The sequence below is a fragment of the Caldovatus sediminis genome, assembly GCF_014644455.1.
Classification (GTDB): Bacteria; Pseudomonadota; Alphaproteobacteria; order Acetobacterales; family Acetobacteraceae; genus Caldovatus; species Caldovatus sediminis.
Window position 1 is genome coordinate 1 of record NZ_BMKS01000005.1, and the last position, 22,899, is coordinate 22,899.

Annotated in this window: 21 protein-coding genes; 4 read left to right on the forward strand and 17 right to left on the reverse strand. The window is 75.9% G+C overall.

Annotated elements, in window-relative coordinates; genetic code table 11:
• Positions 1-137: 137 nt before the first annotated feature.
• From IEX99_RS09430 to thrC, 3 genes are read right to left on the reverse strand one after another with little or no spacing between them, the layout of a single operon-like run.
• Positions 138-1,481, reverse strand: coding sequence for a TldD/PmbA family protein (locus IEX99_RS09430; protein WP_188899792.1), 1,344 nt, complete (start codon positions 1,479-1,481; stop codon positions 138-140).
• Complete coding sequence (locus IEX99_RS09435) at positions 1,478-2,743, reverse strand: M16 family metallopeptidase (RefSeq protein WP_188899793.1); 1,266 nt, start codon at positions 2,741-2,743, stop codon at positions 1,478-1,480. The genes IEX99_RS09430 and IEX99_RS09435 overlap by 4 nt, the downstream gene beginning before the upstream one ends.
• Positions 2,744-2,764: 21 nt before the next feature.
• Entirely contained in the window at positions 2,765-4,174 is a 1,410-nt protein-coding gene (gene thrC, locus IEX99_RS09440; RefSeq protein WP_188899794.1) for a threonine synthase, read from the reverse strand.
• A 166-nt stretch (positions 4,175-4,340) separates the two neighbouring features.
• Here thrC and IEX99_RS09445 point away from each other — a divergent pair, with 166 nt between their 5' ends.
• Both IEX99_RS09445 and IEX99_RS09450 read left to right on the forward strand, forming a co-directional pair.
• Entirely contained in the window at positions 4,341-5,390 is a 1,050-nt protein-coding gene (locus IEX99_RS09445; protein WP_188899795.1) for a hypothetical protein, read from the forward strand.
• The gene (locus IEX99_RS09450; protein WP_188899796.1) at positions 5,387-6,520 is read left to right on the forward strand and encodes a hypothetical protein; all 1,134 of its coding nucleotides are present in this window, start codon (positions 5,387-5,389) and stop codon (positions 6,518-6,520) included. The genes IEX99_RS09445 and IEX99_RS09450 overlap by 4 nt, the downstream gene beginning before the upstream one ends.
• On the opposite strand, the gene IEX99_RS09455 is transcribed toward IEX99_RS09450, so the two are convergent.
• The 14 genes from IEX99_RS09455 to IEX99_RS09520 form a co-directional block, all read right to left on the reverse strand.
• Complete coding sequence (locus IEX99_RS09455) at positions 6,508-7,311, reverse strand: sulfotransferase domain-containing protein (RefSeq protein WP_188899797.1); 804 nt, start codon at positions 7,309-7,311, stop codon at positions 6,508-6,510. The genes IEX99_RS09450 and IEX99_RS09455 overlap by 13 nt on opposite strands.
• A gap of 111 nt (positions 7,312-7,422) precedes the next feature.
• The gene (locus IEX99_RS09460; protein ID WP_188899798.1) at positions 7,423-8,922 is read right to left on the reverse strand and encodes a carboxypeptidase M32; all 1,500 of its coding nucleotides are present in this window, start codon (positions 8,920-8,922) and stop codon (positions 7,423-7,425) included.
• Positions 8,919-9,635, reverse strand: a complete 717-nt coding sequence (locus IEX99_RS09465) for an SURF1 family protein (RefSeq protein WP_229677908.1) — start codon at positions 9,633-9,635, stop codon at positions 8,919-8,921. Before IEX99_RS09465 ends, IEX99_RS09460 begins: the two co-directional genes overlap by 4 nt.
• A gap of 59 nt (positions 9,636-9,694) precedes the next feature.
• Complete coding sequence (locus tag IEX99_RS09470; protein WP_188899800.1) at positions 9,695-10,087, reverse strand: DUF983 domain-containing protein; 393 nt, start codon at positions 10,085-10,087, stop codon at positions 9,695-9,697.
• 18 nt (positions 10,088-10,105) lie between these two features.
• The gene (locus IEX99_RS09475) at positions 10,106-11,008 is read right to left on the reverse strand and encodes a cytochrome c oxidase subunit 3 (RefSeq protein ID WP_188899801.1); all 903 of its coding nucleotides are present in this window, start codon (positions 11,006-11,008) and stop codon (positions 10,106-10,108) included.
• A gap of 163 nt (positions 11,009-11,171) precedes the next feature.
• Entirely contained in the window at positions 11,172-11,825 is a 654-nt protein-coding gene (locus tag IEX99_RS09480; RefSeq protein ID WP_188899802.1) for a cytochrome c oxidase assembly protein, read from the reverse strand.
• Positions 11,826-11,840: 15 nt separating this feature from the next.
• The gene (locus IEX99_RS09485) at positions 11,841-11,981 is read right to left on the reverse strand and encodes a hypothetical protein (protein ID WP_188899803.1); all 141 of its coding nucleotides are present in this window, start codon (positions 11,979-11,981) and stop codon (positions 11,841-11,843) included.
• Positions 11,978-12,961 carry a heme o synthase gene (locus IEX99_RS09490; RefSeq protein WP_188899804.1) on the reverse strand — a complete coding sequence of 328 codons (984 nt, stop codon included), beginning with the start codon at positions 12,959-12,961 and terminating at the stop codon, positions 11,978-11,980. Before IEX99_RS09490 ends, IEX99_RS09485 begins: the two co-directional genes overlap by 4 nt.
• Positions 12,962-13,006: 45 nt before the next feature.
• Positions 13,007-14,599: a cytochrome c oxidase subunit I gene (gene ctaD, locus IEX99_RS09495; protein ID WP_188899805.1), complete on the reverse strand. Its 1,593-nt coding sequence runs from the start codon at positions 14,597-14,599 to the stop codon at positions 13,007-13,009.
• A gap of 26 nt (positions 14,600-14,625) precedes the next feature.
• Entirely contained in the window at positions 14,626-15,576 is a 951-nt protein-coding gene (gene coxB, locus IEX99_RS09500; protein WP_188899806.1) for a cytochrome c oxidase subunit II, read from the reverse strand.
• Positions 15,577-16,008: 432 nt separating this feature from the next.
• Positions 16,009-16,446 carry a phasin family protein gene (locus tag IEX99_RS09505; RefSeq protein ID WP_188899807.1) on the reverse strand — a complete coding sequence of 146 codons (438 nt, stop codon included), beginning with the start codon at positions 16,444-16,446 and terminating at the stop codon, positions 16,009-16,011.
• A 165-nt stretch (positions 16,447-16,611) separates the two neighbouring features.
• A complete protein-coding gene (locus IEX99_RS09510) occupies positions 16,612-17,238 on the reverse strand; it encodes a TetR family transcriptional regulator (protein ID WP_229677909.1) in 627 nt (208 codons plus the stop codon).
• A 27-nt stretch (positions 17,239-17,265) separates the two neighbouring features.
• The gene (gene proC / locus IEX99_RS09515) at positions 17,266-18,084 is read right to left on the reverse strand and encodes a pyrroline-5-carboxylate reductase (protein WP_188899808.1); all 819 of its coding nucleotides are present in this window, start codon (positions 18,082-18,084) and stop codon (positions 17,266-17,268) included.
• Positions 18,085-18,198: 114 nt separating this feature from the next.
• Positions 18,199-19,476 (reverse strand): cation:proton antiporter, encoded by a 1,278-nt coding sequence (locus IEX99_RS09520; RefSeq protein ID WP_188899809.1) that lies wholly within the window; start codon positions 19,474-19,476, stop codon positions 18,199-18,201.
• A gap of 372 nt (positions 19,477-19,848) precedes the next feature.
• On the opposite strand from IEX99_RS09520, the gene IEX99_RS09525 reads away from it, so the two are divergent.
• Positions 19,849-20,232 carry a hypothetical protein gene (locus tag IEX99_RS09525; RefSeq protein ID WP_188899810.1) on the forward strand — a complete coding sequence of 128 codons (384 nt, stop codon included), beginning with the start codon at positions 19,849-19,851 and terminating at the stop codon, positions 20,230-20,232.
• A 101-nt stretch (positions 20,233-20,333) separates the two neighbouring features.
• Positions 20,334-22,850 (forward strand): ATP-dependent helicase HrpB, encoded by a 2,517-nt coding sequence (hrpB, locus tag IEX99_RS09530; RefSeq protein ID WP_229677910.1) that lies wholly within the window; start codon positions 20,334-20,336, stop codon positions 22,848-22,850.
• Positions 22,851-22,899: the final 49 nt, after the last annotated feature.

The following is a 22,899-nucleotide window of genomic DNA, read 5'->3' on the forward strand; positions in this document are numbered from 1 at the left end:
TGCTGCCATCACTGGAACAGCCTCGTCGATCAGCCATGGCGCATCATGTCCATCGGCCTGCGCGAATGGGCTCATGGGTTCCGATCAGTGGGAGTTGGTATCACGCTACATCCTCGACCGCGGACGGATGTCGGGGGCTACGCCCCCGCCATGGTCAGCCCCTCCACCCGCACCGTCGGCGAATCCGTCCCGCGCCTGAACGCCAGATCGTCCGCCGGGGTGAGGTGCAGGAGCATGTCCTTGAGGTTGCCGGCGACGGTGATCTCGCTCACCGGCTCGGCCAGCGCGCCGCCCCGGATCATGAAGCCCGCGGCGCCGCGGCTGTAGTCGCCGGTGACCATGTTCACGCCCATGCCGATCATCTCGGTCACGAACAGCCCCTCGGCGATGTCGGCCATGAGCTGCGCCGGCGTCAGCGGCCCGGGGGCGAGCCAGAGGTTGCTCGGCGCCGGCCCCGGCGGGCCGGAGGTGCCGCGGCTCGCATGGCCGGTCGAGGCCATGCCGAGCTGGCGCGCGCTGCGCCAGTCGAGCAGCCAGGTGGTCAGCACGCCGTCCTCGACCACCGCGCGCGGCGCGCCCGCCATGCCCTCGCCGTCGAAGGGGCGCGAGCGCAGGCCGCGGCGGCGCAGCGGGTCGTCGCGCACGACGAGGCCCGCCGCCATCACCCTTTGGCCGAGCCGGTCCTTGAGGAAGGAGGTGCCGCGCGCCACCGCCGCGCCGTTGATCGCGGCCGCGAGGTGGCCGAGCAGCGAGCCCGCCACGCGCTGGTCGAACACCACCGGCAGGCGCGCGGTCTTCGGCCGGCGCGGGTTGAGCCGCGCCACCGCGCGCTCGCCGGCGCGGCGGCCGATGGCGGCGGCGTCCTCCAGGTCGGCGCGGTGCACCGCGTTGGAGAAGTCGTAGTCGCGCTCCATCGCCGTGCCCTGCCCGGCCAGCGCGGTGGCGGAGACGGAGTGGCCGGTGCGGACGAAGGCCCCGGCGAAGCCGTTGGTGGCGGCGAGCGCGACCAGCGTGCGCGACCAGCCGGCCTCCGCCCCCTCGCTGTTGGTCACGCCGGGCACCGCGAGCGCCGCCTCCTCGGCGGCGGCGGCGCGGGCGATCAGCTCCTCGGCGGAGGGCTCCGCCGGGTCCTCGAGGTCGAGCGCGGAGGCGAGGGCGGGGTCGCCGTCCGGCGCCTCGGCGAGGCCGGCGAAGGGGTCCTCCGGCACGGTCCGCGCCATCGCCACCGCGCGCTCGGCCAGGGCCGGGAAGCCCTTCGGCGAGGGGTCGGTGGTGGAGACGACCGCCTGCCGCCGCCCGACGAACACCCGCAGGCCGAGGTCCACGCCCTCGGCGCGCTCGAGCTGCTCGATCCTGCCGAGCCGCCGCTGCACCGAGAGGGACCGGCCGTTGACCAGGACCGCATCCGCCGCGTCGGCGCCGGCGCGCCGCGCGGCGGCGACGAGCTCCTGCAGCGTCGCGACGGGATCGGTCGTCGTCATGCCGCCAGCCTCTCCGCGATCTCGGCCACGCGCGGCACCTTCCCGCCCGGCCCCATGGCGGCGAGCGTCGGCCGCCCGCGGAATGCCAGCGCCGCCGCCTCCTGCACCTGCCCGATGGTGACGGCCGCGATCCTCGCCTTCGTCTCCTCGACCGGGATGACGCGGCCGTGGACCTGGAGCTGGCGGGCGAGCTGCTCGATCCGGCTGCTCGTGGATTCGAGCGACATCAGCAGCGAGGCGCGGAGCTGCGCCTTGGCGCGCCGGAGCTCCTCCTCCGTCACGTCGCGCTGGACCTTGCGCAGCTCCTCGAGCGTGACGGGCATCAGCTCGCGGGCCTCCTCCTCGCCGGTGCCGGCGTAGATCGCGAGCATCCCCGAATCGCGGAAGGGCGAGGCGAAGGCGTAGATCGAGTAGACCAGCCCGCGCTTCTCGCGGATCTCCTGGAACAGCCGCGACGCCATGCCGCCGCCGAGCAGCGTCGAGAGGAGCTGCGTCGGCCAGTAGAGCGGATGCCGGTAGGGCACGGCGGGGAAGCCGAGCACGATGTGCACCTGGTCGAGATCGCGCTCCTCGCGGAACTCCCCGCCCTCGTAGCGGGCGGGCTCGGGCGGGGGCGGCGCCGCCTGCGGCAGGTCGGCGAAGTGCCGGCGCACCAGCTCCACCACCGCCTCGTGCTCCAGCGCGCCGGCGGCGGCGACGACGACGTGCTGCGGCCCGTAGTGGCGGCGCATGTAGCCGACCAGCGCCTCGCGCGGCATCCCCTTGATCGTCTCCTCGGTGCCGAGGACCGGGCGGCCCATCGGCTGGCCCGGATAGGCGGTGGCCTGGAAGTGGTCGAAGACGATGTCGTCCGGCGTGTCGTGCGCCTGGCCGATCTCCTGCAGGATCACGCCGCGCTCGCGCTCCAGCTCGTCGGGGACGAAGGTGGAGTGGGTCAGGATGTCGCCGAGGATGTCGGCGGCGAGCGGCAGGTCCTCCTTCAGCACCTTGCAGTAGTAGGCCGTCTGCTCGCGCGCGGTGTAGGCGTTGAGGTGGCCGCCGACGTCCTCGATCTCGCGCGCGATGGCGGCGGCGTCGCGCCGCTCCGTGCCCTTGAACGCCATGTGCTCGAGGAAGTGGGAGACGCCGTTCTCCTCGGGCCGCTCGTTGCGCGTGCCGGCGCCGACATAGGCGCCGATCGAGACGGTCTCGACGCGCGGCATGTGCTCGGTGACGACGGTCAGGCCGCCGGGCAGGCGGGTCAGGCGGACGGATTCGCTCAATTCTTCTGTCTTCTTCCGGTCTCAGGCGGGGTCGTTGCGGCGGGCGTGGGCGCGCACGGCGGCCTCGATCGCGCCGAGGTCGGGCGGCAGCACGCGGCAGCGCTCGGGTCGTTCATATAGGTCGGCCAGGCGTGGCGGCAGAGGGGGGCGACGGCCCGTGGCCCGCTCCACCGCGTCCGGGAACTTCGCCGGGTGGGCGGTGGCGACGGCGACCACGGGGACCGCCGGGTCCTCCGGCGCCAGCGCCCGCGCCGCGGCAGTGCCGACGGCGGTGTGCGGGTCGGCGAGGTAGCCGCTCCCGGCGTGCAGGCGCCGGATCTCGGCAAGCGTGCCCGCGTCGTCGAGGGCGAGGCCCTGGAACAGCGCCGTCGCCGCGCGCCAGGCGGCGTCGGGGACCGGCATGCGGCCCTCGGCGCGGAAGCGGCGCATCGCCTCGCGCGTCGCCGCGGCGTCGCGGCCGAGCAGCTCGAACAGCAGCCGCTCGAAATTGCTCGAGACCTGGATGTCCATCGAGGGCGAGAGGGAGGGCTCCACCGGTCGCACCGACATGTCGTTGGCGGCGAGCCAGCGCGCCAGGATGTCGTTGCGGTTCGAGCCGACCACCAGCCGCGCCACCGGCAGCCCCATCCGCCGCGCCGCCCAGGCGGCGAGGACGTTGCCGAAATTGCCGGTCGGGACGCTGAACGCCACCTCCCGGTCCGGCGCGCCGAGGGCGAGCGCCGCGTAGGCGTAGTAGGGGATCTGCGCCGCGACCCGCGCCCAGTTGATCGAATTCACCGCGGCGAGGCGCATCTCGCGCCGGAAGGGCGCGTCGGCGAACATCGCCTTCACCAGGTCCTGGCAGTCGTCGAAGCTGCCCTCGACGGCGATGTTCAGCACGTTGGGCGAGAGCACCGTCGTCATCTGCCGCCGCTGCACCTCCGAGGTGCGGCCGTGCGGGTGGAGGATCACGACGTCCACCGCCGCGCGGTCGCGGCAGGCCTCGATGGCGGCGGAGCCGGTGTCGCCGGAGGTGGCGCCGACGATGGTGATGCGCTCGCCGCGCCGCGCCAGCACATGGTCGAACAGCCGCCCGAGGAGCTGCATCGCCATGTCCTTGAAGGCGAGGGTGGGGCCGTGGAAGAGCTCGAGGGCGAAGGTCCGGTGGTCGAGCTGCACGAGCGGCGCCACCGCGGCGTGGCCGAAGCCCGCATAGGCCTCGCGCGCCATGGCGGAGAGCGCCGCGAAGGAGAGGGAGGCGCCGCAGAAGGGGTGGACCAGGCGCGCCGCCAGCTCGGCATAGGGCAGGCCGCGCAGGGCGCGCCATTCCGCCGGCGACAGCACGGGCCAGGATTCGGGGACGAACAGCCCGCCGTCCTCGGCGAGGCCGGCGAGCAGCACGCCCTCGAAATCGCGCGGGGCGGCCTTGCCGCGGGTGGAGACGTATCGCATGGGGCCGGCACAGTAGGGGCCGGCCCTGCGGCGGGGAAGCCTGGCGCCGGCGCGGTGCCGGGCGGGCGTTCCGTCCGGGGCTGCCGCCGCGTCGCATTCCGCGCTATGGGCCACGGAACGCATCAACCGGCGCGGGCGAGCCGCGCCGCGCACGGTACGGGCGAGGATGGACTGCTTCCTGCACATCGGGGCGATGAAGACCGGCTCCTCGGCGCTGCAGACCTGCTTCGCCCAGGGCCGCGCGGCCCTGGCCGCGGCCGGGCTGTGGTACCCCGTCTCCGGCGACGCCTCGGAGGACCGCGCGCGGCGCGGCCTGGTCAGCGCCGGCAATGGCTGGCCGGTCGCCTGGCTGCTGCAGCCCTCCATGCGCCGCTCCGATTTCGACCGCGGCGCCTGCGAGGCCTACGTCGTCGAGGCCTGCCGCGCCGCCGGCCCCCGTCCCGTGCTGTTCTCGCACGAGATGGTCGCCGGCGCCCCGGCCGAGGAGATCGCCGCCTTCGCCCGCCTGGTCGCCGGCCAGGGCCGGCGGCTGCGCGCGATCCTCTTCGTGCGGCATGTCCTCGACCACGCGGTGGCGCTGTACCAGCAGGTGCTCAAGCAGGGCCGCCTGCCGCTGAACCGGGCGCGCTTCGCCGACCTCGACGGCTTCGTCGCGCGGCACCGCACCGGCTTCGCGCGCCAGATCGAGACCTGGGCCGGGACGCTCGGCGAGACGAACCTCGCCGTCCTCTCCTACGACGAGCACCGCGCCGACATCCCCGGCGCCGTGCTGCGGATCGCGCTGCCGCCGGGGACGGCCGCGCCGGTCCTGCCGCCGGCGCCGCTCGTCAACCGCTCGCTCACCGGCCTCGAGATGCTGCTCTACGAGGCGCTCAACGCCGAGCCAGAGCCGGGGCCGCTCTGCCTCGCGGTGAGCGACGCGCTGACCAACGCGCCGGCCACGGAGCGGAGCGAGGTCTGGGTCGGCGCCGCCGCCTTCGAGGCCTTCCGCCGCCACAACGAGGCCGCCGTGGCGCGGATCAACGCGCGCTGGTTCGGCGGGCGGGAGGCGCTACGCCTCGCCTCGGGACGGGTGCGGATCGGCGAGGCGCCGCCGGTGCCGGCGCGGGACCTCGCCGCCCTCGCCGCGCGCGGCATCGCCGCGGTGCTGCACCGGGCCAGGGATGCCCGCGGCCGGGTTGGCGACGCGGCGGGCGCGGGCGCCGCCGCGCCATGAGGCTCGTCTCCACCGCCTGGATCCCCGCGACGCTCGAGGAGTTCGAGCTCGAGACCTGCCTCGGCGTGCATGTCGAGCATGGCCGCGCCTCCGCCGCGCATCCGCTGACCGTCCTGGTCATGGAGGGGTTCGCGAAGATCACGCCGCGCTACGCCGAGCACCTCGCCGCCGGGCACGTCCGTCTGGTGGACGCGGGCGCCGCGACGGAGGCGCTGGCCGCGCGGCTGCCCGGCCTCGCCGGCATCGCCAGCCGCTACGACGTGCTCTGCTTCCTGCGCTGGCCGCTGATCCGCGAGATGCTGGCCGGCGAGCCCTTCCTGCACCTCGACCTCGACCTGTTCTTCCAGCGCCCCTTCGCGGAGGTCGCGGCGCTCTTCGCCGGCCGGACCTGCCATTTCGGCAGCCCCTGCCTGGTGGCGGTGTCGGACCCGGCCTGGCTCGACGCCTATTGCGAGGCGATCGAGGCGGTCGCGCGGGACCGCGACGCGCTCGAGGCGGCGATCGGCTATCAGGGCCACCGCCGCCGCGCGCGCATCGCCAGCGACCAGGACCTGCTGCGCGGCCTCGAGCAGGCGGGGCGGCTCGGCGCGCCCGGCGCCGCCGCGCTCCGCCGCGACCATGCGGTGTTCGTCAACCCGCTCAACCCCCCGCACCCGCCCGGGGCGCCGCCCATCGTCGTGGCGCGACGGGACGGGCTGGACCTGTTCGACGGCCGGCCGGTGCTGTTCTGGCACCTGCAGAACAGCTTCGCGGACTATGTCGGCCGCTTCCTCTGCTTCGACCTCTGGCGCCGGCGTCGCCGCGGCCCGCCGCACCCGCCGGTCCGGCTCGGCAATCCGGTCGCCGCGCTGCGCCCGAGCGCCGAGAACGTCGCCTTCACCCTCCTCGACCAGCAGGCGCGCCAGCAGCGCCGCCAGGCGATCGCGCAGGGCGCGCTGACGCTCGATCGCATCCTCGGCATGACGGCGCGCGAGCCCACGGACTTCCTCGCCCGCTCGATCGCGACCCGGCACTTCGTGCTGCGCGGCGAGGGGCGCGCGCTGTTCTCGGCCGAGCACTGGTGGCAGCCAGGGGTCTTCGCGCCGCTGCCGGAGGGCGCGACGGCGCCGCCGGAGCCTCAGAGCCCGTAGCGCAGCATCGCCTCGCCGAAGCTGTCGAGGCCGCGGCGCACCTGCTCCGGGCTCAGCAGTTCCGGATAGCGGAGCTCGAGCGGCTCGGGCGAGACGAAGTGGTCGCCGAGGCGCGACCGCACGCCCTCCGGCGACATGTGCCGCAGCGCCGCCGCGATGTCCTGCTCGCGCCAGGGCAGGTCCAGGGCGCGGGCGGCGAGGCGGAAGCGCAGCAGCGGCTCGCGCGTCAGACGGTCGTAGGAGAGGACGAGGCCCGGTACCGTCCCCTGCGCGAGGAAGGCGTGCCACTCGGCGAGGTGCTGGAGCCAGGTGCCGTAGGCGTCCGCCCCGCCCTCCGCGAAGTTCGGCGCGCCGCCGAGCGCGCAGAACCGCTCGAAGTAGCGGGCGAACAGCCCCTTCTCGACGGCCTCCTCGAAGCTCCCGGCCCCCGCGCCGGTCCCCGGCACGGAGCGGTCGTTGGCGATGACGTACTTGCAGACCGAGATCGCCACGTCGAAGGGGTGGCGCTGGACGTAGAGGACGCGTCCGACCGCGTTCCACACCTCCGGGAACCGCCGCGCCACCGTCGCCGGGCGGCTGTGCGTGCGCGCCACCACGCGCTCCAGCGCCGCACGCGAGCGCGCGAAGAAGTCCGGATCAAAGCCGGTGTCGAGCTGATGGCCGGGGCGCACGGCGCCGCGCAGATGCGGCCCGAAGCGGCCGATCGCCTGGTTGTAGCCGCGCTCGGCGTTGGCGCAGACGCCGGAGGTGAAGGTGGTGCCGGAGCGCGGATAGCCTGCGATCAGGATCACGTTCCGCTCCGCCGTCCCCAAGGTCGCCATGCGCCGCCCCCGCCCCGCGTCCGGCGCACCATTCGCCGGCGCACGCCCGCGACGCAACCCTGCGGCGCCGGGATGGCGGCCTCAGCCCGCCGCCAGGTACCGCGCCCGCAGGTGGTGGAGGAAGTCCTGGGGGTCCAGCGGCTTGCCGGTCGCCGCGCGCAGCAGGTCCTGGAAGCCGAGCCGCGCGCCCTCGGCATGCACCTTCTCGCGCAGCCAGCCGGTCAGCGGCCGCACCTCGCCGCGCGCCAGCGAGGCGTCCAGCCCCGGCAGGTCGCGCCGCGCCGCGCCCATGAGCTGCGCCGCGGCCATGGCGCCGAGGGTGTAGCTCGGGAAGTAGCCGAAGGCGCCGTCGTACCAGTGGATGTCCTGCAGGCAGCCGCGCGCGTCGTCCGGCGGCGTCAGGCCGAGCAGCCGGGAAAACCCCTCGTTCCACGCCCCCGGCAGGTCGGCGACCGCCAGCGCGCCGCCGATCAGCGCGCGCTCCAGGCGGAAGCGCAGGATCACGTGCGCGGGGTAGGTCAGCTCGTCCGCGTCCACGCGGATGAAGCCGCGCTCCACGCGCCGCCACAGCCGCGCCAGGTTGTCCGGCGCGTAGGGCGCCGGGTCGCCGCCGAAGGCCGCGTGCAGCTCCGGCCCGAGGAAGGCGAGGAAGGCGTCGGAGCGGCAGGCCTGCATCTCCATGATCAGGCTCTGCGACTCGTGCGCCGCCATGCCCGCCGCCTCGCCCGCCGGCTGGCGCGCCCAGGCCTCCGGCAGGCCGCGCTCGTAGAGGGCGTGCCCGGTCTCGTGCAGCACGCCGAGCAGCGCCTTGGCGAAATTGTCCTCGGCGTAGAAGGTGGTGATGCGCACGTCGCTCGGGATGCCGCCGCAGAACGGGTGCAGCGACTCGTCGAGCCGCGCGTGGGCGTAGTCGAGGCCGAGCCGCTCCGAGAGCCGGCGGCAGAGGGCGCGCTGGGCGGCGACGGGGAAGGGCCCGCGCGGCGGGATCGGCGCCGGCCGCGCCGCCTGGATCGCCTCGGCGCGCGGCAGGGCGTCGCGCAGGAAGGCCTCGTAGCGGGCGAAGATCGGCTCCACCTCGGCGGCGGTGACGCCGCGCTGGTAGCCGTCCATCAGCGCGTCGTAGGGGTCGAGGCCGAGGGCGGCGGAGAGCGCCTGCGCCGTCTCGCGCTGCAGCCCCACCACCTCCTCGAGGTGCGGGCGGACCATCGCGAAGTCGGCGCGCGCCTTGGCCTCGCGCCAGACCTTCTCGCAGGCGCTGTTGGCCCGCGCCGTGGCCTCGACCAGCGCCGTCGGCAGCGCCGTGGCGCGCGCATGGGCGCGGCGCATCAGCGCCAGGTTGGCCTCGTCCCACGCGCCCTGCGCCTCGGCGGCGGCGAGGTCCTCGGCGACCTCCGGCGCGGTCAGCAGCTCGTGCGACAGGCCGGCGATCACCGCGAGCTGCTCGCCGCGCGCCGCGGCGCCGCCCGGCGGCATCATCGCGCTCGCGTCCCAGTGCAGCATGGCGGCCGCCTCGCCGAGCGCGGCGATGCGGGCGAAACGGGCCTTCAGCCGGGCATAGGCGGCGGCGCGGGGAGTGCTCATGCGGGGCCGGGATCCTTCAGGAGGCGACGGGCCCAGGCGAGGAAGACGAGGACGAGCGCGAGGGCAAGCCCGTACCAGGTGATCGCGTAGCCCAGATGCGGATTGGTCGGGCGCGGCAGGGCCGTGGCCGGGACGGGGAACGGGCCGCGGGCGGGGGCGTCGCCTTCGGCCAGCGCCACCAGCCCGAAGGGCTCGACCGCGGGCAGGCCCAGCGCGGCGCCGATCGCCCCCGGATCGAAGACGAAGAAGCGCCGGCGCGCCGGGTCGTCGGCCGGCGACACCCACTCCCGCGCCTGCCCGGGCCGGGCGTAGCCGACGACCGTCACCTCGCCCTCGGGCCGCGCGATGCCCGCGGCCGGGTCCGGCGCGGCGCCGTCGGGCGCGAGCGGCACCCAGCCGCGGTCCACCAGCAGGGCCGGGCGGCGGCCGCCCTCGCGCTCCAGCGGGGTGAGCAGGTGCGCGCCCATCCGGCCGTCGCGGACCGCGAAGCCGAGCAGCGCCTCGCGGCCGTGCAGGAAGCGCCCGACGGCGGCGAGCTTCGCGTAGGGCTCCGGGGGGCCGGCGAGGGCGTCGAGCGGGACGGGCGGCCCCGCCTCCATGGCCTCCAGCCGGGCGAGGAGGTCGGTCTTCCAGGCGAGGCGCTGCGCCTGCCAGGTGCCGAGGCCGAGCAGCGCCAGCAGCACGGGCAGGACGGCCAGCGCGGCCAGGAGCACCCCGCGCCAGGGCCGCCGCGGCCCCGCAGGCACCGGCGCCCGGCCGCCGCCCGGCCCGCTCACACCCCCCCGGCGGAGCGGCGATGGCGCCATTGCAGCGCGATCAGCGCCGCCTTGGCGACGCGCATGGTCAGCACCGAGACCGGCAGCACCACTGCCGGCCACAGCGCCGCGTGGACCCAGAGCGGCGGCTCGAACCGGAACTCGACCACGAAGGCGGCGAGCATCGCGAGCGCGCCGACCACGAAGATCGCCGCGACCGCCGGCCCGTCGCCCGCATCCTGCGCGCGCAGGTCGAGCCCGCAGACGGCGCAGCGCTCGCGGACGGCGAGCAGGCCGTGGAACAGCGCGCCGCGCCCGCAGCGCGGGCAGCGGCCGAACAGCGCCGCCGTCGAAAGCGGCGCGGCCCCGCCGGGGTCCGGCGGGGCCGCGGATGAGGGCTCGCCGGGCATCGCGCCCCGGAACGCGCCTCAGTGCGCGGCGATCTCGCCTGCACCCCACCAGTAGATGCAGACGAAGAGGAACAGCCAGACCACGTCCACGAAGTGCCAGTACCAGGCCGCCGCCTCGAAGCCGAAGTGGCGGCGCGGCGTGAAGTCGCCGCGGATGGCCCGCACCAGGTTCACGGTCAGGAAGCAGGTCCCGATGATGACGTGGAAGCCGTGGAAGCCGGTGGCGAGGAAGAAGGTCGAGGGATAGACCCCGCCCTCGTAGAACTTGAACGGCGCCACCGAGTACTCGTAGGCCTGGAAGCCGGTGAAGGCGATGCCGAGCAGGACCGTCAGCGCCAGCCCGGTGATCAGGCCCTTGCGGTCGTTCTCGAGCAGCGCGTGGTGCGCCCAGGTGACGGTGGTGCCGGAGAGCAGCAGGATCAGGGTGTTCAGGAAGGGCAGGTCGAACGGATCGAAGGTCTTGACGCCTTGCGGCGGCCAGACCGCGACCTCGGCGCCGGCGACGTGCTCCGGGTAGAGGGCGTAGTGGAAGTAGGCCCAGAAGAAGGCGACGAAGAACATCACCTCCGAGGCGATGAACAGCGCCATGCCGTAGCGCAGGCCGATGCGGACCACCGGGGTGTGCAGGCCGGGCGTCTTCGCCTCGCGGATCACGTCGCGCCACCACAGCGCCATGACGGCGAGGGTGGCGGCGAGGCCGACGAATAGCAGCCAGGTCTGGCCGTAGTGGCCGAGCAGGATGAAGCCGCTGACCAGCGCGGCGCCGGCGAAGGCGCCGAGGATCGGCCAGGGAGAGGGGTCGACCAGGTGGTAGGGATGCTTGTGCGGCGGCGGCGGCTCGTACTCGTCGGCGGCGCTCGTCGCCGCCGGGCCGTGCTGGGCCGGGATGGGGGTCGCGGTGGTCGCGGCGGTGCTGGCCATGGTCTGTCCTGGTCTCAGGCGGCGGGGCGGCGCAGGGGGCGGGCCGATGCCCGGGTGGTGCGTCGCAACGACATGTCGTGCTGGATGCAGGTCGGGCGCATGAATGCCGAAAAGCCGTGCCCGATCAAGCCCGGGAGCCGGGATGCCGGCGCGGCGGCGCGCATCAATTGGCCCGCGGCGCGGCGCCGCCGGGGGCGGCCGCGTCGCGCCGCCCGACATGCGCGCCGGCGTTCGCCAGCGCCCCGGCCCGTTCGGCGTCGGAAAGGCTGCGGAAGAAGCTGTAGTGGATGGTGATGGTGCGCACCTCCCGCGTGCTCGGGTCCTCGGCGAGGCGGGGATCGACCCAGAAGGCGAGCGGCATCTCCACCTCCTGGCCCGGCGCGAGGGTCTGCTCGTCGAAGCAGAAGCACGCGATCTTGTTGAAGTAGCGCCCGACCTTCTCGGGCGTGACGTTGTAGGTGGCGACGCCGGTGACCGGGCGGTCGGCGAGGTTGCGCGCGGTGTAGAAGGCCAGCGCCTCCTCGCCGACGCGCAGGCGGACCGGGCCCTGCGCCGGCGCGAACCGCCAGGGAAGGTCGGGGTGGGTGGTGGCGTCGAAGCGGACGGTGACCACCGCCTCGCCCGGCTGCCCCGGCGCGGCGCCGGCGGAGATCATCGGCGTGCCGCCGTAGCCGGTGACCTGGCAGAACAGCCGGTAGAGCGGCACCGCGGCGAAGGAGAGGCCGACCATGCCGAACACGACCGCGAAGGCGCCGGCGGCGAGCCGGCGGTTGCGGCGCGCGAGGTCGGCGGCGGGGCGGCGCGGCGGAGGCGGCATGGCGCGGCGTCTCCCTCAGGACAGTCCGGCGGCGCGCGAGAGCCGCGCGACGCTGATCAGATAGAACAGCACCACGAGCGCGAGCAGCGCGACGAGCAGCGCGATGTTGCGTCCGCGCCGCCGCCGCTCGAAGGCCTGGCGCTCCTCCGGCGTCATCCCGCGGCTCCGCCGAGGGCCAGCCGGTCGGCCGCGAGCGCGGCGAACAGCACGGCGAGGTAGACCAGCGAGTAGCGGAAGCAGCGCCGCGCCGGCGCGTCGCCGGTGAGGCTGCGCCCATCGGCGTCCTGCGCGTCGCGCAGCACCCGCCAGCCCTGGCGCAGGAAGCCCGCGCCGAGCAGTGCCGCCGCGACCGCGTAGGCGGGCCCGGCGAAGCCGAGCGCCCAGGGCGCGAGGCCGAGCGGGGCGAGCAGCAGGCAGTAGAGCATGATCTGCCGCCGCGTCTCGCGCGCCCCCGCGACGACGGGCAGCATCGGCACCCCGGCGCGGGCGTAGTCCTGGTGGGCGAAGAGCGACAGCGCCCAGAAGTGCGGCGGCGTCCAGACGAAGACGATGGCGAAGAGCACCAGCGGCTCGAGCCCGACGGCGCCGGTCGCCGCCGCCCAGCCGATCACCGGCGGGAAGGCGCCCGCCGCGCCGCCGATGACGATGTTCTGCGGCGTGCGCCGCTTCAGCCACATCGTGTAGACGAAGACGTAGAAGGCGATCGAGAGCGCGAGCACCCCGGCCGCCAGCCAGTTGGTCGCGAGCCCCATCACCACGACGGAGGCCGCGGCCAGCGTCACGCCGAAGCCGAGCGCCGCCTCGGGCGCGATGCGCCCGGCCGGGATCGGGCGGTCCGCGGTGCGGCGCATCCGCGCGTCGATGTCGCGGTCGTACCACATGTTGATCGCGCCCGCAGCGCCGGCGCCGACCGCGATGCACAGCACGGCCGCGAGCGCGAGCGTGGGGTGCAGCCGCTGCGGCGCCAGCAGCAGCCCGACGAGGCCGGTGAAGACGACGAGCGACATCACCCGCGGCTTGAGCAGCGCGATCCAGTCGCGGACCTCGGAAAGGTCCGCCGTCGTGCCGGGCGCGGAAAGCCGAAGGGGGGCGCCGCTGCCCCCCTTCGCCGCGTCCTCCACGGCGCTTTCGCTCATCGCCGCGTCTGCTCCGTCGCGTCGGGTGCGGTCCGCCGCGCGCGCTCAGCGCACGCGCGGCAGCTCCTCGAAGGTGTGGAAGGGCGGGGGCGAGCTCACCTGCCACTCGAGCGTGGTCGCCCCCTCGCCCCAGTAATTCTCGGCGACGCGCTCGCCCGAGGTGAAGGTGCGGTACACCACGTAGAGGAACACGCCGACCGAGATCATGGAGATGATCGAGCCGACCGAGGAGACGAAGTTCCAGCCCCAGAAGACGTCGGGGTAGTCCGGGTAGCGCCGCGGCATGCCCTGGGCGCCAAGGAAGTGCTGGGGGAAGAAGGTGAGGTTGGCGCCGACGAAGGCGAGCCAGAAGTGCACCTTGCCCCAGAACTCCGGGTACTGGCGGCCGCTCATCTTGCCGATCCAGTAGTAGAAGGCGCAGAACATGCCGAACACCGCGCCGAGGCTGAGCACGTAGTGGAAGTGCGCCACCACGTAGTAGGTGTTGTGCAGGATGGTGTCGAGCCCGGCGTTGGCGAGCTTCACCCCGGTCACGCCGCCGATGGTGAACAGGAAGATGAAGCCGATCGCCCACAGCATGGGGGTGCGCAGGTCGAGCGACCCGCCCCACATGGTGGCGATCCAGGAGAAGATCTTGATCCCCGTCGGCACGGCGATGACCATGGTCGCGGCCATGAAGTAGGCGCGCGTGTCGACCTCGATCCCCGAGGTGAACATGTGGTGCGCCCAGACGATGAAGCCGACGAAGCCGATCGCCACCATCGCGTAGGCCATGCCGAGGTAGCCGAACACCGGCTTCTTCGAGAAGGTCGAGACGACGTGGCTGATGATCCCGAAGGCCGGCAGGATCATGATGTAGACTTCGGGATGGCCGAAGAACCAGAACAGGTGCTGGAACAGCACCGGGTCGCCGCCGCCCTCCGGCCGGAAGAAGGCGGTGCCGAACATGCGGTCCGTCAGCAGCATGGTGATCGCGCCGGCCAGCACCGGAACCGCGAGCAGCAGCAGGAACGCCGTCACCAGGATGGACCACACGAAGAGCGGCATCTTGTGCAGCGTCATTCCCGGCGCGCGCATGTTGAGGATGGTGGTGATGAAGTTGGCCGCGCCCAGGATCGAGCTCGCCCCGGCGAGGTGGAGCGAGAACAGCGCCATGTCCATCGCCGGGCTCGGATGGTACTGGCCCGAGGAGAGCGGCGGGTAGATCGTCCAGCCCGCGCCCGGCCCCTCGCCGACGAACAGGCTCGCGCCGAGCAGCAGGAAGGACGGCACCAGCAGCCAGAAGCTGATGTTGTTCATGCGCGGGAAGGCCATGTCCGGCGCGCCGATCATGATCGGCACGAACCAGTTGCCGAACCCGCCGATCAGCGCCGGCATGACCACGAAGAACACCATGATCAGCCCGTGCGCCGAGACCCAGGCGTTCCACATCTGCCCGTCGGCGAAGATCTGCAGCCCCGGGTTCTGCAGCTCGAACCGCATCGCCCAGGAGATGCCGCCGCCGATCAGCGCGGCGATGATCGAGAAGACGATGTAGAGCGTGCCGATGTCCTTGTGGTTGGTCGAGAACAGCCAGCGGGCCACGAAGCCGGGCTTGTGGTCGTGGTGGTCGTGATGCGCGTGGGTCGCGGTCGCCATGATGCCTCTTCCCTGGGACCGCCGGACTACCGGCGGACCTCCGCGGTCTGCTGGTTCGCCGGGGCGCCTTCCGCCACGGCCGGGGCCCCGCCGGGCGGCAGGCCCTGCGCGGCGCGCTGCCGCGCCCGCTCCACCCAGGCCTGGAACTCGGGTTCCGGCACGGCGCGCACCTCGATCGGCATGAACCAGTGGTTCGTGCCGCAGATCTGGTTGCACTGGCCGTAGTAGACGCCCGGCCGGTCGGCGCGGAACCACGTCTCCAGCGTACGGCCCGGGATCGTGTACTTCTGCACGCCGAGCGAGGGCACGAAGAAGGAGTGGATCACGTCCTGCCCCGTGGTCAGCACCCGCACGTTCTTGCCGACCGGCACCACCAGCGGCTCGTCCACCGACAGGGCGCGGAGCTGGCCCGGCCGGATCTCGTCGTCCGGGATCGGCCGGCTGTCGAAGGCGAGGTCGCCGTGGTCGGGATACCGGTAGTGCCAGTACCACTGCCGCCCCTGCACGTTGATCGTGAGGTCGGCGTCACGCGCGCGGTCCTGGTAGTAGATCAGCCGGAAGGACGGGATCGCGATCACGATCAGGATCAGCACCGGGATCACCGTCCAGGCGATCTCGAGCATGGTGTTGTGGCTGGTCTTGGACGGCGTCGGGTTCGCCGCCGCGCGGTAGCGCCAGAGGCACCAGCCGAGCAGCGCGGTCACGAACGCGGTGATCGCGATCATGATCCCGAGGACCATCGTGTTCAGGTCCGAGATCGCGGTCTTCACCGGCCCGCCCGAGGGCTGCAGCCCGAGGCCCCAGGGCACCGGCGCGCCGACGCCTTGCGCCGGCTCGGCCCCGACGCCGCCCGAGGACTGCGCCAGCGCCGCGCCCGCGGCGAGCAGCCCGATCGCCAATCCCGCGGCGAGACGCGCGCCGACGCGCCGCACTCCCGCCGTCCCGAAGCGCCACCCGCCCTCGTTGGAAACCCGCATCCCGTATCCCGTCGTCGTCGTCCGCAACCGTCGGGCCGCATCGCGGTCCCGCGCCCGTGCGTGATTCCGCCCGCGTCCGATCCCGCTCAAGGGGGGCCGCCGCGCCCGGCCGGCCCGCGCGGCGCGCCCGGCCCGCAGGCGGCGGGCAGGCGCGGCGCGCGCGGACCATAGTCGCGCCTCACCGGCGCGGCAAGCCGGGGGTGCGGGAGAGCGCCGCCGGGCCGCGGTCCGCCGCGTGCGGCCTCGCACCCTGCCCGCGCCACGGGCTCCCGGCTCGCCCACGCCTGCCGGCGCGGCGAGGATGCCCCGGCATCCCCTCCGCCGGGGCAGCCCGGCGGCCTAGCCGGGACGGGCGAGGGTGACGCGGGTCGGCGCGCCGCAGCCCGGCCGGTCCGACCACCCGGCCCCCCCGGTCGCGCGCGCCGTCGGGCCTCAGCCCGGCTTGTTCATCATCGCCTTCACCTCGTCCATCGCCTCGGCGAAGCGGCGGTTGAGCACCGCCAGCGCCTCGGCGTTGGACTTCTGGATCAGGTCGGCGATCTCCTTGAGGTTGGCCACGGCGCGCTCGTAGGCGGCCTTGAGCAGCTCCGCCTGCTTCGCCGCGCGGGCCTGCGGCGACTCGCCGGCGGCGGCGAGGCTGCGCATCGCCTCGGTCGTCTCCGACATCGCCTGCTGCAGGATCTCCATGTGCCGCCGCGCCACCGCCTGCGCGCCTTCCAGCGCCACCCGGTTGGCCGCCGACAGCGCCTCGAGGTTGCGCCGCTGCGCCTGCGTCAGCGCCTCGAGGTCCGGCATCGCCGGCAGGCGGAAGTCGGCGAACATGCGCAGCACGTCCATCTCGGGCCTGGATCCGGGGGAATCGGAGGGCATGGGCGGCTCCATCCTGACCTGGGCCGCGGCCGCCAGGGCCGCGGCGGGCGGGAACGACGGGCGATCCTAGACCGGCCCCGCCGCGCCGAGGAAGCCGGCCGCGCCCGGCGCGCGCCGCGGCGCCGTGCCGCATGGCTCGGCCGGCCCGGTCGGCGCGGCGCCGCCTCAGGCGCTCCCGGCGCCCTCCCCGCCGTCGCCGAGGCCGAGCGTGCGGACCACCTGCTCGGCGCGGCCCAGGAGGCGGTCGAGCGCCGCCATCGTGTGCGCCAGATCCTCCGTCGGGTCGTCCTCCCAGGCGCGCAGCGCGGCGAGCCACACGCCCGCCAGCCCCTGCGCGCGCAGCAGCCCCGCCGGGCCGGCGGACCCGATCTCCGCCGCCTCCAGCATCCACGCCATCGAGGCGACGAGGCCGGGTCCCAGGGCGAGGGCGAGCAGCGGGTCGCGCCGCAGGTCGCGCAGCAGCCGCAGCACGCCGGGCCGATGCGGCTGCAGCGCGTCGAAGCGGCGCATCAGCACGTCGAACAGCCGGTCGCGCGCGCTGCCGCCCTGCCCGGGCAGCGTGCCGCGCAGCACTTCCTGGTCGGTCAGGCGCAGGTGAAGCCGCAGCGCGTCGAGCGGGGCGGGCAGCGCGCGGCGCAGGGCGGAGAGCGGCAGGCCGCTCTCGGCGGCGAGGCGGCGCATGGTCAGCCGGTGCCAGCCCTGCGCCGCCACGGCGCGCCAGAAGGCGGCGTGCAGCCGCGCCTCGGCCTCGGGCGAGAGCGGCGCGTCGGCGGGGTGCGCGGTGGCGCTCATCGGCGGCGTGTCCCGCGTCGCCGCCGCCTAGCCCGCCAGCTCGCGCGCCCGCGCGGTGGCCGCGGCGATGGCGCGCGACATCAGCGCCGGCCAGGCGTCGGGCGCCATGAGCACGGCGAGCGCCCGCTCGGTCGTGCCCTTCGGGCTGGTGACCGCCCGGCGCAGCTCGGCCGCGTCCTGCCCGCTCGCGGCGAGCAGCGCGCCGGAGCCGCTGACCGTGCGCCGCGCCATGCGCCGGGCGAGGTCGCGCGGGATGCCCTGCTCGACCGCGGCCTCCTCCATCACCTCGGCGAGCAGGAAGACGTAGGCCGGGCCGCCGCCGGAGACGGCGGTGACGGGATCGAGCAGCGCCTCCTCCTCCACCCAGGCGACCTCGCCGATGGCGGAGAGCAGCGCGTCGCACAGCGCGCGCTGCGCGGCGGAGACGCCGGGCCCGGCGCAGGCGACGGTGAAGCCCTGGCGCACCGCCGCCGGGGTGTTGGGCATGGCGCGCACCACCGCCGCGCCCTCGCCCACGCCGCGGCGGATCGCCGCCACCGTGCGCCCGGCCATGATCGAGAGGAAGACGGTGCCCGGCGCGGCGAAGCGGGCATAGGCGGGCAGCGCCGCCTCGGCCTCCTGCGGCTTGATCGCCAGCACCACGGCGGCCGGCGCGAAGCCGGCGGGGATCGCCGCGGGCGCGGCGACGACCTCCACCTCCCCGCGCCCGGCGAAGGCGGCGGCGGCCGCGGCCCGCGGCTCGACCACCACGGCGCGGGAGAGGCCGCGCTCCAGCCAGCCGGACAGCATCGCGCCGCCCATCTTGCCGCAGCCGACGAGAAGCACGGGGGGGAGGGGCTCGCTCATGCGCGCAACGTCGCGCGGGCCGGGCGCGGATGCAAGGCGCCCGCATGCCCGCCGGGCAGCGCGGCACCGGCCGGCCGCGGCGGGAGCCCGCGCCGCCGTCGCCGGCGCGAGGGCCTACCCCCCGGCGCGCGGCGCCGCCGCGGTCGCCCCCGTGCCGGCCGCGGCCTGCGTGCCGCCGCGCCAGGCGAGGGCGAGCCGCGCCAGCGGCGCCGCGGCGAGGGTGCAGACGATCGCCATCGCGACCAGCGCGGAGAACGCCGTCCGGCCGATCAGCCCGGCGTCGAGCAGCACGGCGAGCACCACCACCTCCATCAGCCCCTTCGCCTGCAGCAGCGCCCCGAGCGCGAGCGCGAAGGACCAGCGCTCCCCGGCGGCGCGCGCCGGCAGGGCGGCGCCGGCGACCTTGCCCGCCACCGTCGCCGCGGTGGCGGCGGCGAAGACCGCGAGGAACGCCGCCGAATCCGGCTCGATCAGCGCCTTCAGCCCGGTCGCCATGAAGAAGAACGGCAGCAGCACGATCGCCGCCGCCGGCTCGAGCCGCGCGAGCAGCGCCGCCCGGCTGCCGCGCGGCATGACGGTGCCGGCCGCGAAGCCCCCGACGATGTAGCCGATCCCGATCGCCTCCGCGGCCGCGCCGGATGCGAGGGCGGCGGCGACGGCCGCGACCAGCATGCGCCCGCCGTCGTCGCGCCCGGCGCCCGCCGCCTCCAGCCGCGCGAGCAGCGGCCGCACCAGCCAGACCAGCGCCCCGCCCCAGGCCAGGGCGAGGGCCAGGGTGGACAGCGCGCCCGCTCCGCGGCCGGCGGAGAGCGCCAGCACCACCGCCAGCACCAGCCAGAGCGCGGCGTCGTTGAGCGCGGCGAGGGCGAGCGAGACCTGGCCGAGCCGCGTTCCGGTCCATTCCGCCTCGCGCAGGATCGCCGCCAGCACCGGCAGGGCGGTGCAGGCGACGCAGGCGCCGATCGCCGCGGCGAAGCCCAGGCCGTCGCCCCGCGGCCCGACCGCGCCCGGCACCGCCTCCGCCATCCAGACCCCGAGGCCCATGCCGAGCCCGAAGGGGAGGAGAAAGCTGCCCAGGGCGGGGGCGGCGAGCCGCCGCGCCTGGCCGCGCAGCGCCTGCGGATCGAGGTGCATGCCGGCGACGAGGACGTAGAGCATCGCCCCGACATTCGCCACGCCCTGCAGCGCGGCGAGGACCTCCGGCGTGAACACCGCGGCGTGGAATTCGGGCGCGGCGCGGCCGAGCAGCGAGGGGCCGAGCGCCACCCCGACCATGATCTGCACCACCGCGAGCGGCGCCGCCCGGCGCACCCCGCGCAGGCGCCAGAGCAGCCACGGCACCAGCACGAGGGCCGCCGCGATCGCGAGCAGCGGGACCCGGGAGGCGGGCATCGGATCTCCTGTGCGGCGGCCGCGCGGACGGCCGGAGGGATGGGCGAGGCGCGACCGGCCGGCGGTGCCGGGCCGGGACCGAGAGGCGCGTCCCCGGGCAGGGCCGGAGACGCGGCGAGTATCCGGATCGAAGCCCGGGCATGCAACGGCGCCCGCCGCGGTGCCGCCGGCCGGGGCGACGCCGGCGCCGCGCGGGACGAGGACGCCGCCGCGCGCCCTCCGGCCGGCACGACAGGGGGCGGCCGCAGCCTCCCGCGCCGCGGGCCGCTGCGCCGGCGAGGGCGACGCCCCCGCTGCCAGGACCGGCGACGCCGCCTATCTTTCCCGCGGCATCCACGCCGGATCGCCGCGGACCGGGGAAAGGGCAGACGCGTGGCGGCGGACGACCCCCGAACATCCGATCGCGCCGGGCCGCTCGAATTCGAGATCCGTCGCGACTTCGTCGAGGTCAGCATGGACCTCGCCCGCCTGGTCGCGGCCTTCGGGCCGGACATGCTGCTCCAGGTCCCGGCCGCGTTCCGCGGCGCGCGCAACGCCCTGACCGCGCGCGAGCTGATCTCCCTCCACGCCGCCCGCGCGCCGGGCTTCGTCGCCGAGCTGCCCACCGCGGACCCGCTGCGGCGCATCGCCTTCCGCGTCGAGGGCGCGCGCGAGCAGGGCTTCCTCGACGCCATGCGCGCCGTGGTGCGCGAGGTGCTGATCGAGCCGCGCGGGATCGGCGCGGTGCCCGCCGCGCCGCAGCGCGGGCGGCGGTAGGGTGGCGCAGCGCCGGGCGGCGGGGCGGGCCGCGACGCCGCTCGCCGCCGCGCGCCCGCCTCCGCTGTGACAAGCGCCCTCGCCCCGGATAGATCGGCCGCGTGCAAGCCCCCGCCCTGCCCGCCCTGCCCGTCGCCGAGGCGCTCCCGGCCCTGCGCGCCGCGCTGCGCGCGGGGCCGAGCGCCGTCCTCGTCGCCCCGCCCGGCGCCGGCAAGACCACGCTCGTCCCGCTGGTGCTGCGCGAGGAGCCCTGGGCGGCCTCCGGGAGGATCCTCGTCCTCGAGCCGCGCCGCGTCGCCGCCCGCGCCGCCGCGCGGCGCATGGCGGCGCTGCTCGGGGAGGCGGGGCCGGGCGGCACGGTCGGCCTCGCCACCCGGCTGGAGCGCCTGGTCTCGCCGGCGACCCGCGTCGAGGTGGTGACCGAGGGCCTGCTGGTCCGCCGCCTGCAGTCCGATCCCGGCCTCGAGGGCGTCGCCGCGGTGCTGTTCGACGAGGCGCACGAGCGCCATCTCGACACCGACCTCGCGCTCGCCCTCTGCCTCGACCTGCAGCGGGCGCTGCGGCCGGAGCTGCGCCTGCTCGCCATGTCGGCGACGCTCGACGCGGCCGGCTTCGCGCGCCTCCTCGGCGACGCGCCGCTGGTCGAGAGCCGGGGCCGCGCCTTCCCGGTCGCCGTCCGCCACCGCGCGCGCGACCTGCGCGACCCGCGCGACCTGCCGGAGGCGATGGCCGCCGCGATCCGCGAGGCGCTGCGCGAGCATCCCGGCGACCTGCTCGCCTTCCTGCCCGGCTGGGGCGAGATCCGCCGCACCGCCGAGCGCCTCGGCGGGATCGAGGCCGAGGTGCTGCCGCTGCACGGCGAGCTGCCGCCGGCCGATCAGGACCGCGCGCTGGCGCCCTCGGAGCGGCGCAAGGTCGTGCTCGCCACCGCGATCGCCGAGACCTCGCTCACCGTCCCCGGCGTGCGCATCGTGGTGGATGGCGGCTTCCGCCGCGCGCCGCGGCTCGATCCGGCGACCGGGCTGACGCGCCTCGTCACGCTGCGCCTCTCCCGCGCCGCGGCGGAGCAGCGCGCCGGCCGCGCCGGTCGCGAGGCGCCGGGCGTCGCCATCCGGCTGTGGAGCGAGGCGCTGCACCGCGGCCTGCCCGCGCAGGACACGCCGGAGATCCTCGAGGCCGAGCTTTCCGGCCTGGCGCTCGATTGCGCCGCCTGGGGCGCCGAGCCCGCCTCGCTCCCCTTCCTCGATCCGCCGCCCGCCGGGGCGCTCGCCGCCGCGCGCGCGCTGCTGCGCGAGCTCGACGCGCTGGACGCGGAAGGGCGCATCACCGCGATCGGCCGCCGCATGGCGCGGCTCGGCACGCATCCGCGCCTCGCCCGCATGCTCGTCGCGGCCGAGGGCCCGGGCGAGGGCGCGCTCGCCGCCGACCTCGCCGCGCTGCTGGAGGAGCGCGACCCGATCCGCGGCCGCGACGCGCCGGCGGACATCCGCCTGCGCCTCGACCTGCTGCATGGCGGCGACCACCCGGCCGCCGACCGCGCCGCGATCCACCGCATCCGCCGCGCCGCCGCGCTGCACCGGCGCCGGCTCGGCCTGCACGGCGGCACGGCGCCGGAGGGCGATGCGGGCGCGCTGCTCGCCGCCGGCTTCCCGGACCGCATCGCCGCCCGGCGCGGCGTGATGGACGGCGCCTTCCGCCTCGCCTCGGGCCAGGGCGCGCGGCTCCCCGCGACCGATCCGCTCGGCCGGGCGCCGCTGCTCGCGGTGGCCGATCTCGACCTCCAGGGCACGGAGGCGCGCATCCGCATGGCCGCCCCGCTCTCCCGCGCCGCGCTGGAGGCCCGCTTCCCCGAGCGCTTCGTGCGCGAGGAGGGTGCTGCCTTCGACCCGCGCGCCGGCGCCGTCGTCGCCCGCCGCCGCCTGCGCTTCGGCGCGCTGGTGCTGGAGGAGGCGCCGCTGCCGCAGGCGGACCCGGCCGCCATCGCCGCCGCCCTGGCCGAGGCCGCCGCCGCGCGCGGCCTGCGCGACCTCGACTGGACGGACGCCGCGCGCCAGCTCCAGGCGCGCATCCTCTGGCTGCGCCGGGTGGAGGGCGCGGACTGGCCCGACGTCTCCGACACGGCGCTCGCCGCGCGCGCGCAGGACTGGCTCGCGCCGCATCTGCATGGCCGCGGCACGCGCCTCGCCGACCTCGCCGCGCTCGACCTCTGCGCGCTGCTCGCCGGCCTGCTCACCCGGGAGCAGCGCCGCCGCCTCGACGCCGCCCTGCCGGCCAGCGTCGCGCTGCCCGGCGGCCGCAGCGCCGCGATCGACTACGCGCGCGAGACGCCGACGCTCGCGGCGCGCGCGCAGCACCTCTACGGCCTCGCCGAGCTGCCGCGGCTCGCCGAGGGGCGGGTGCCGCTGCAGGCGGCGCTGCTCTCCCCGGCCGGGCGGCCGATCGCCGTCACCGGCGACCTCGCCGGCTTCTGGCGCGGCGCCTGGGCGGAGGTGCGCAAGGAGATGCGCGGCCGCTACCCGAAGCACGCCTGGCCGGAGGATCCGACACGGCCGCTGCCGCCGCAGGCGCCGCGACAGGGACGGCCGGACGGCCAGCGCCCCGTGCCGTCGGCCCGTTGAACGGCATGCGCCGCCCCCCCAGACTCCCGTCATCGGCGGCATCGCCGCG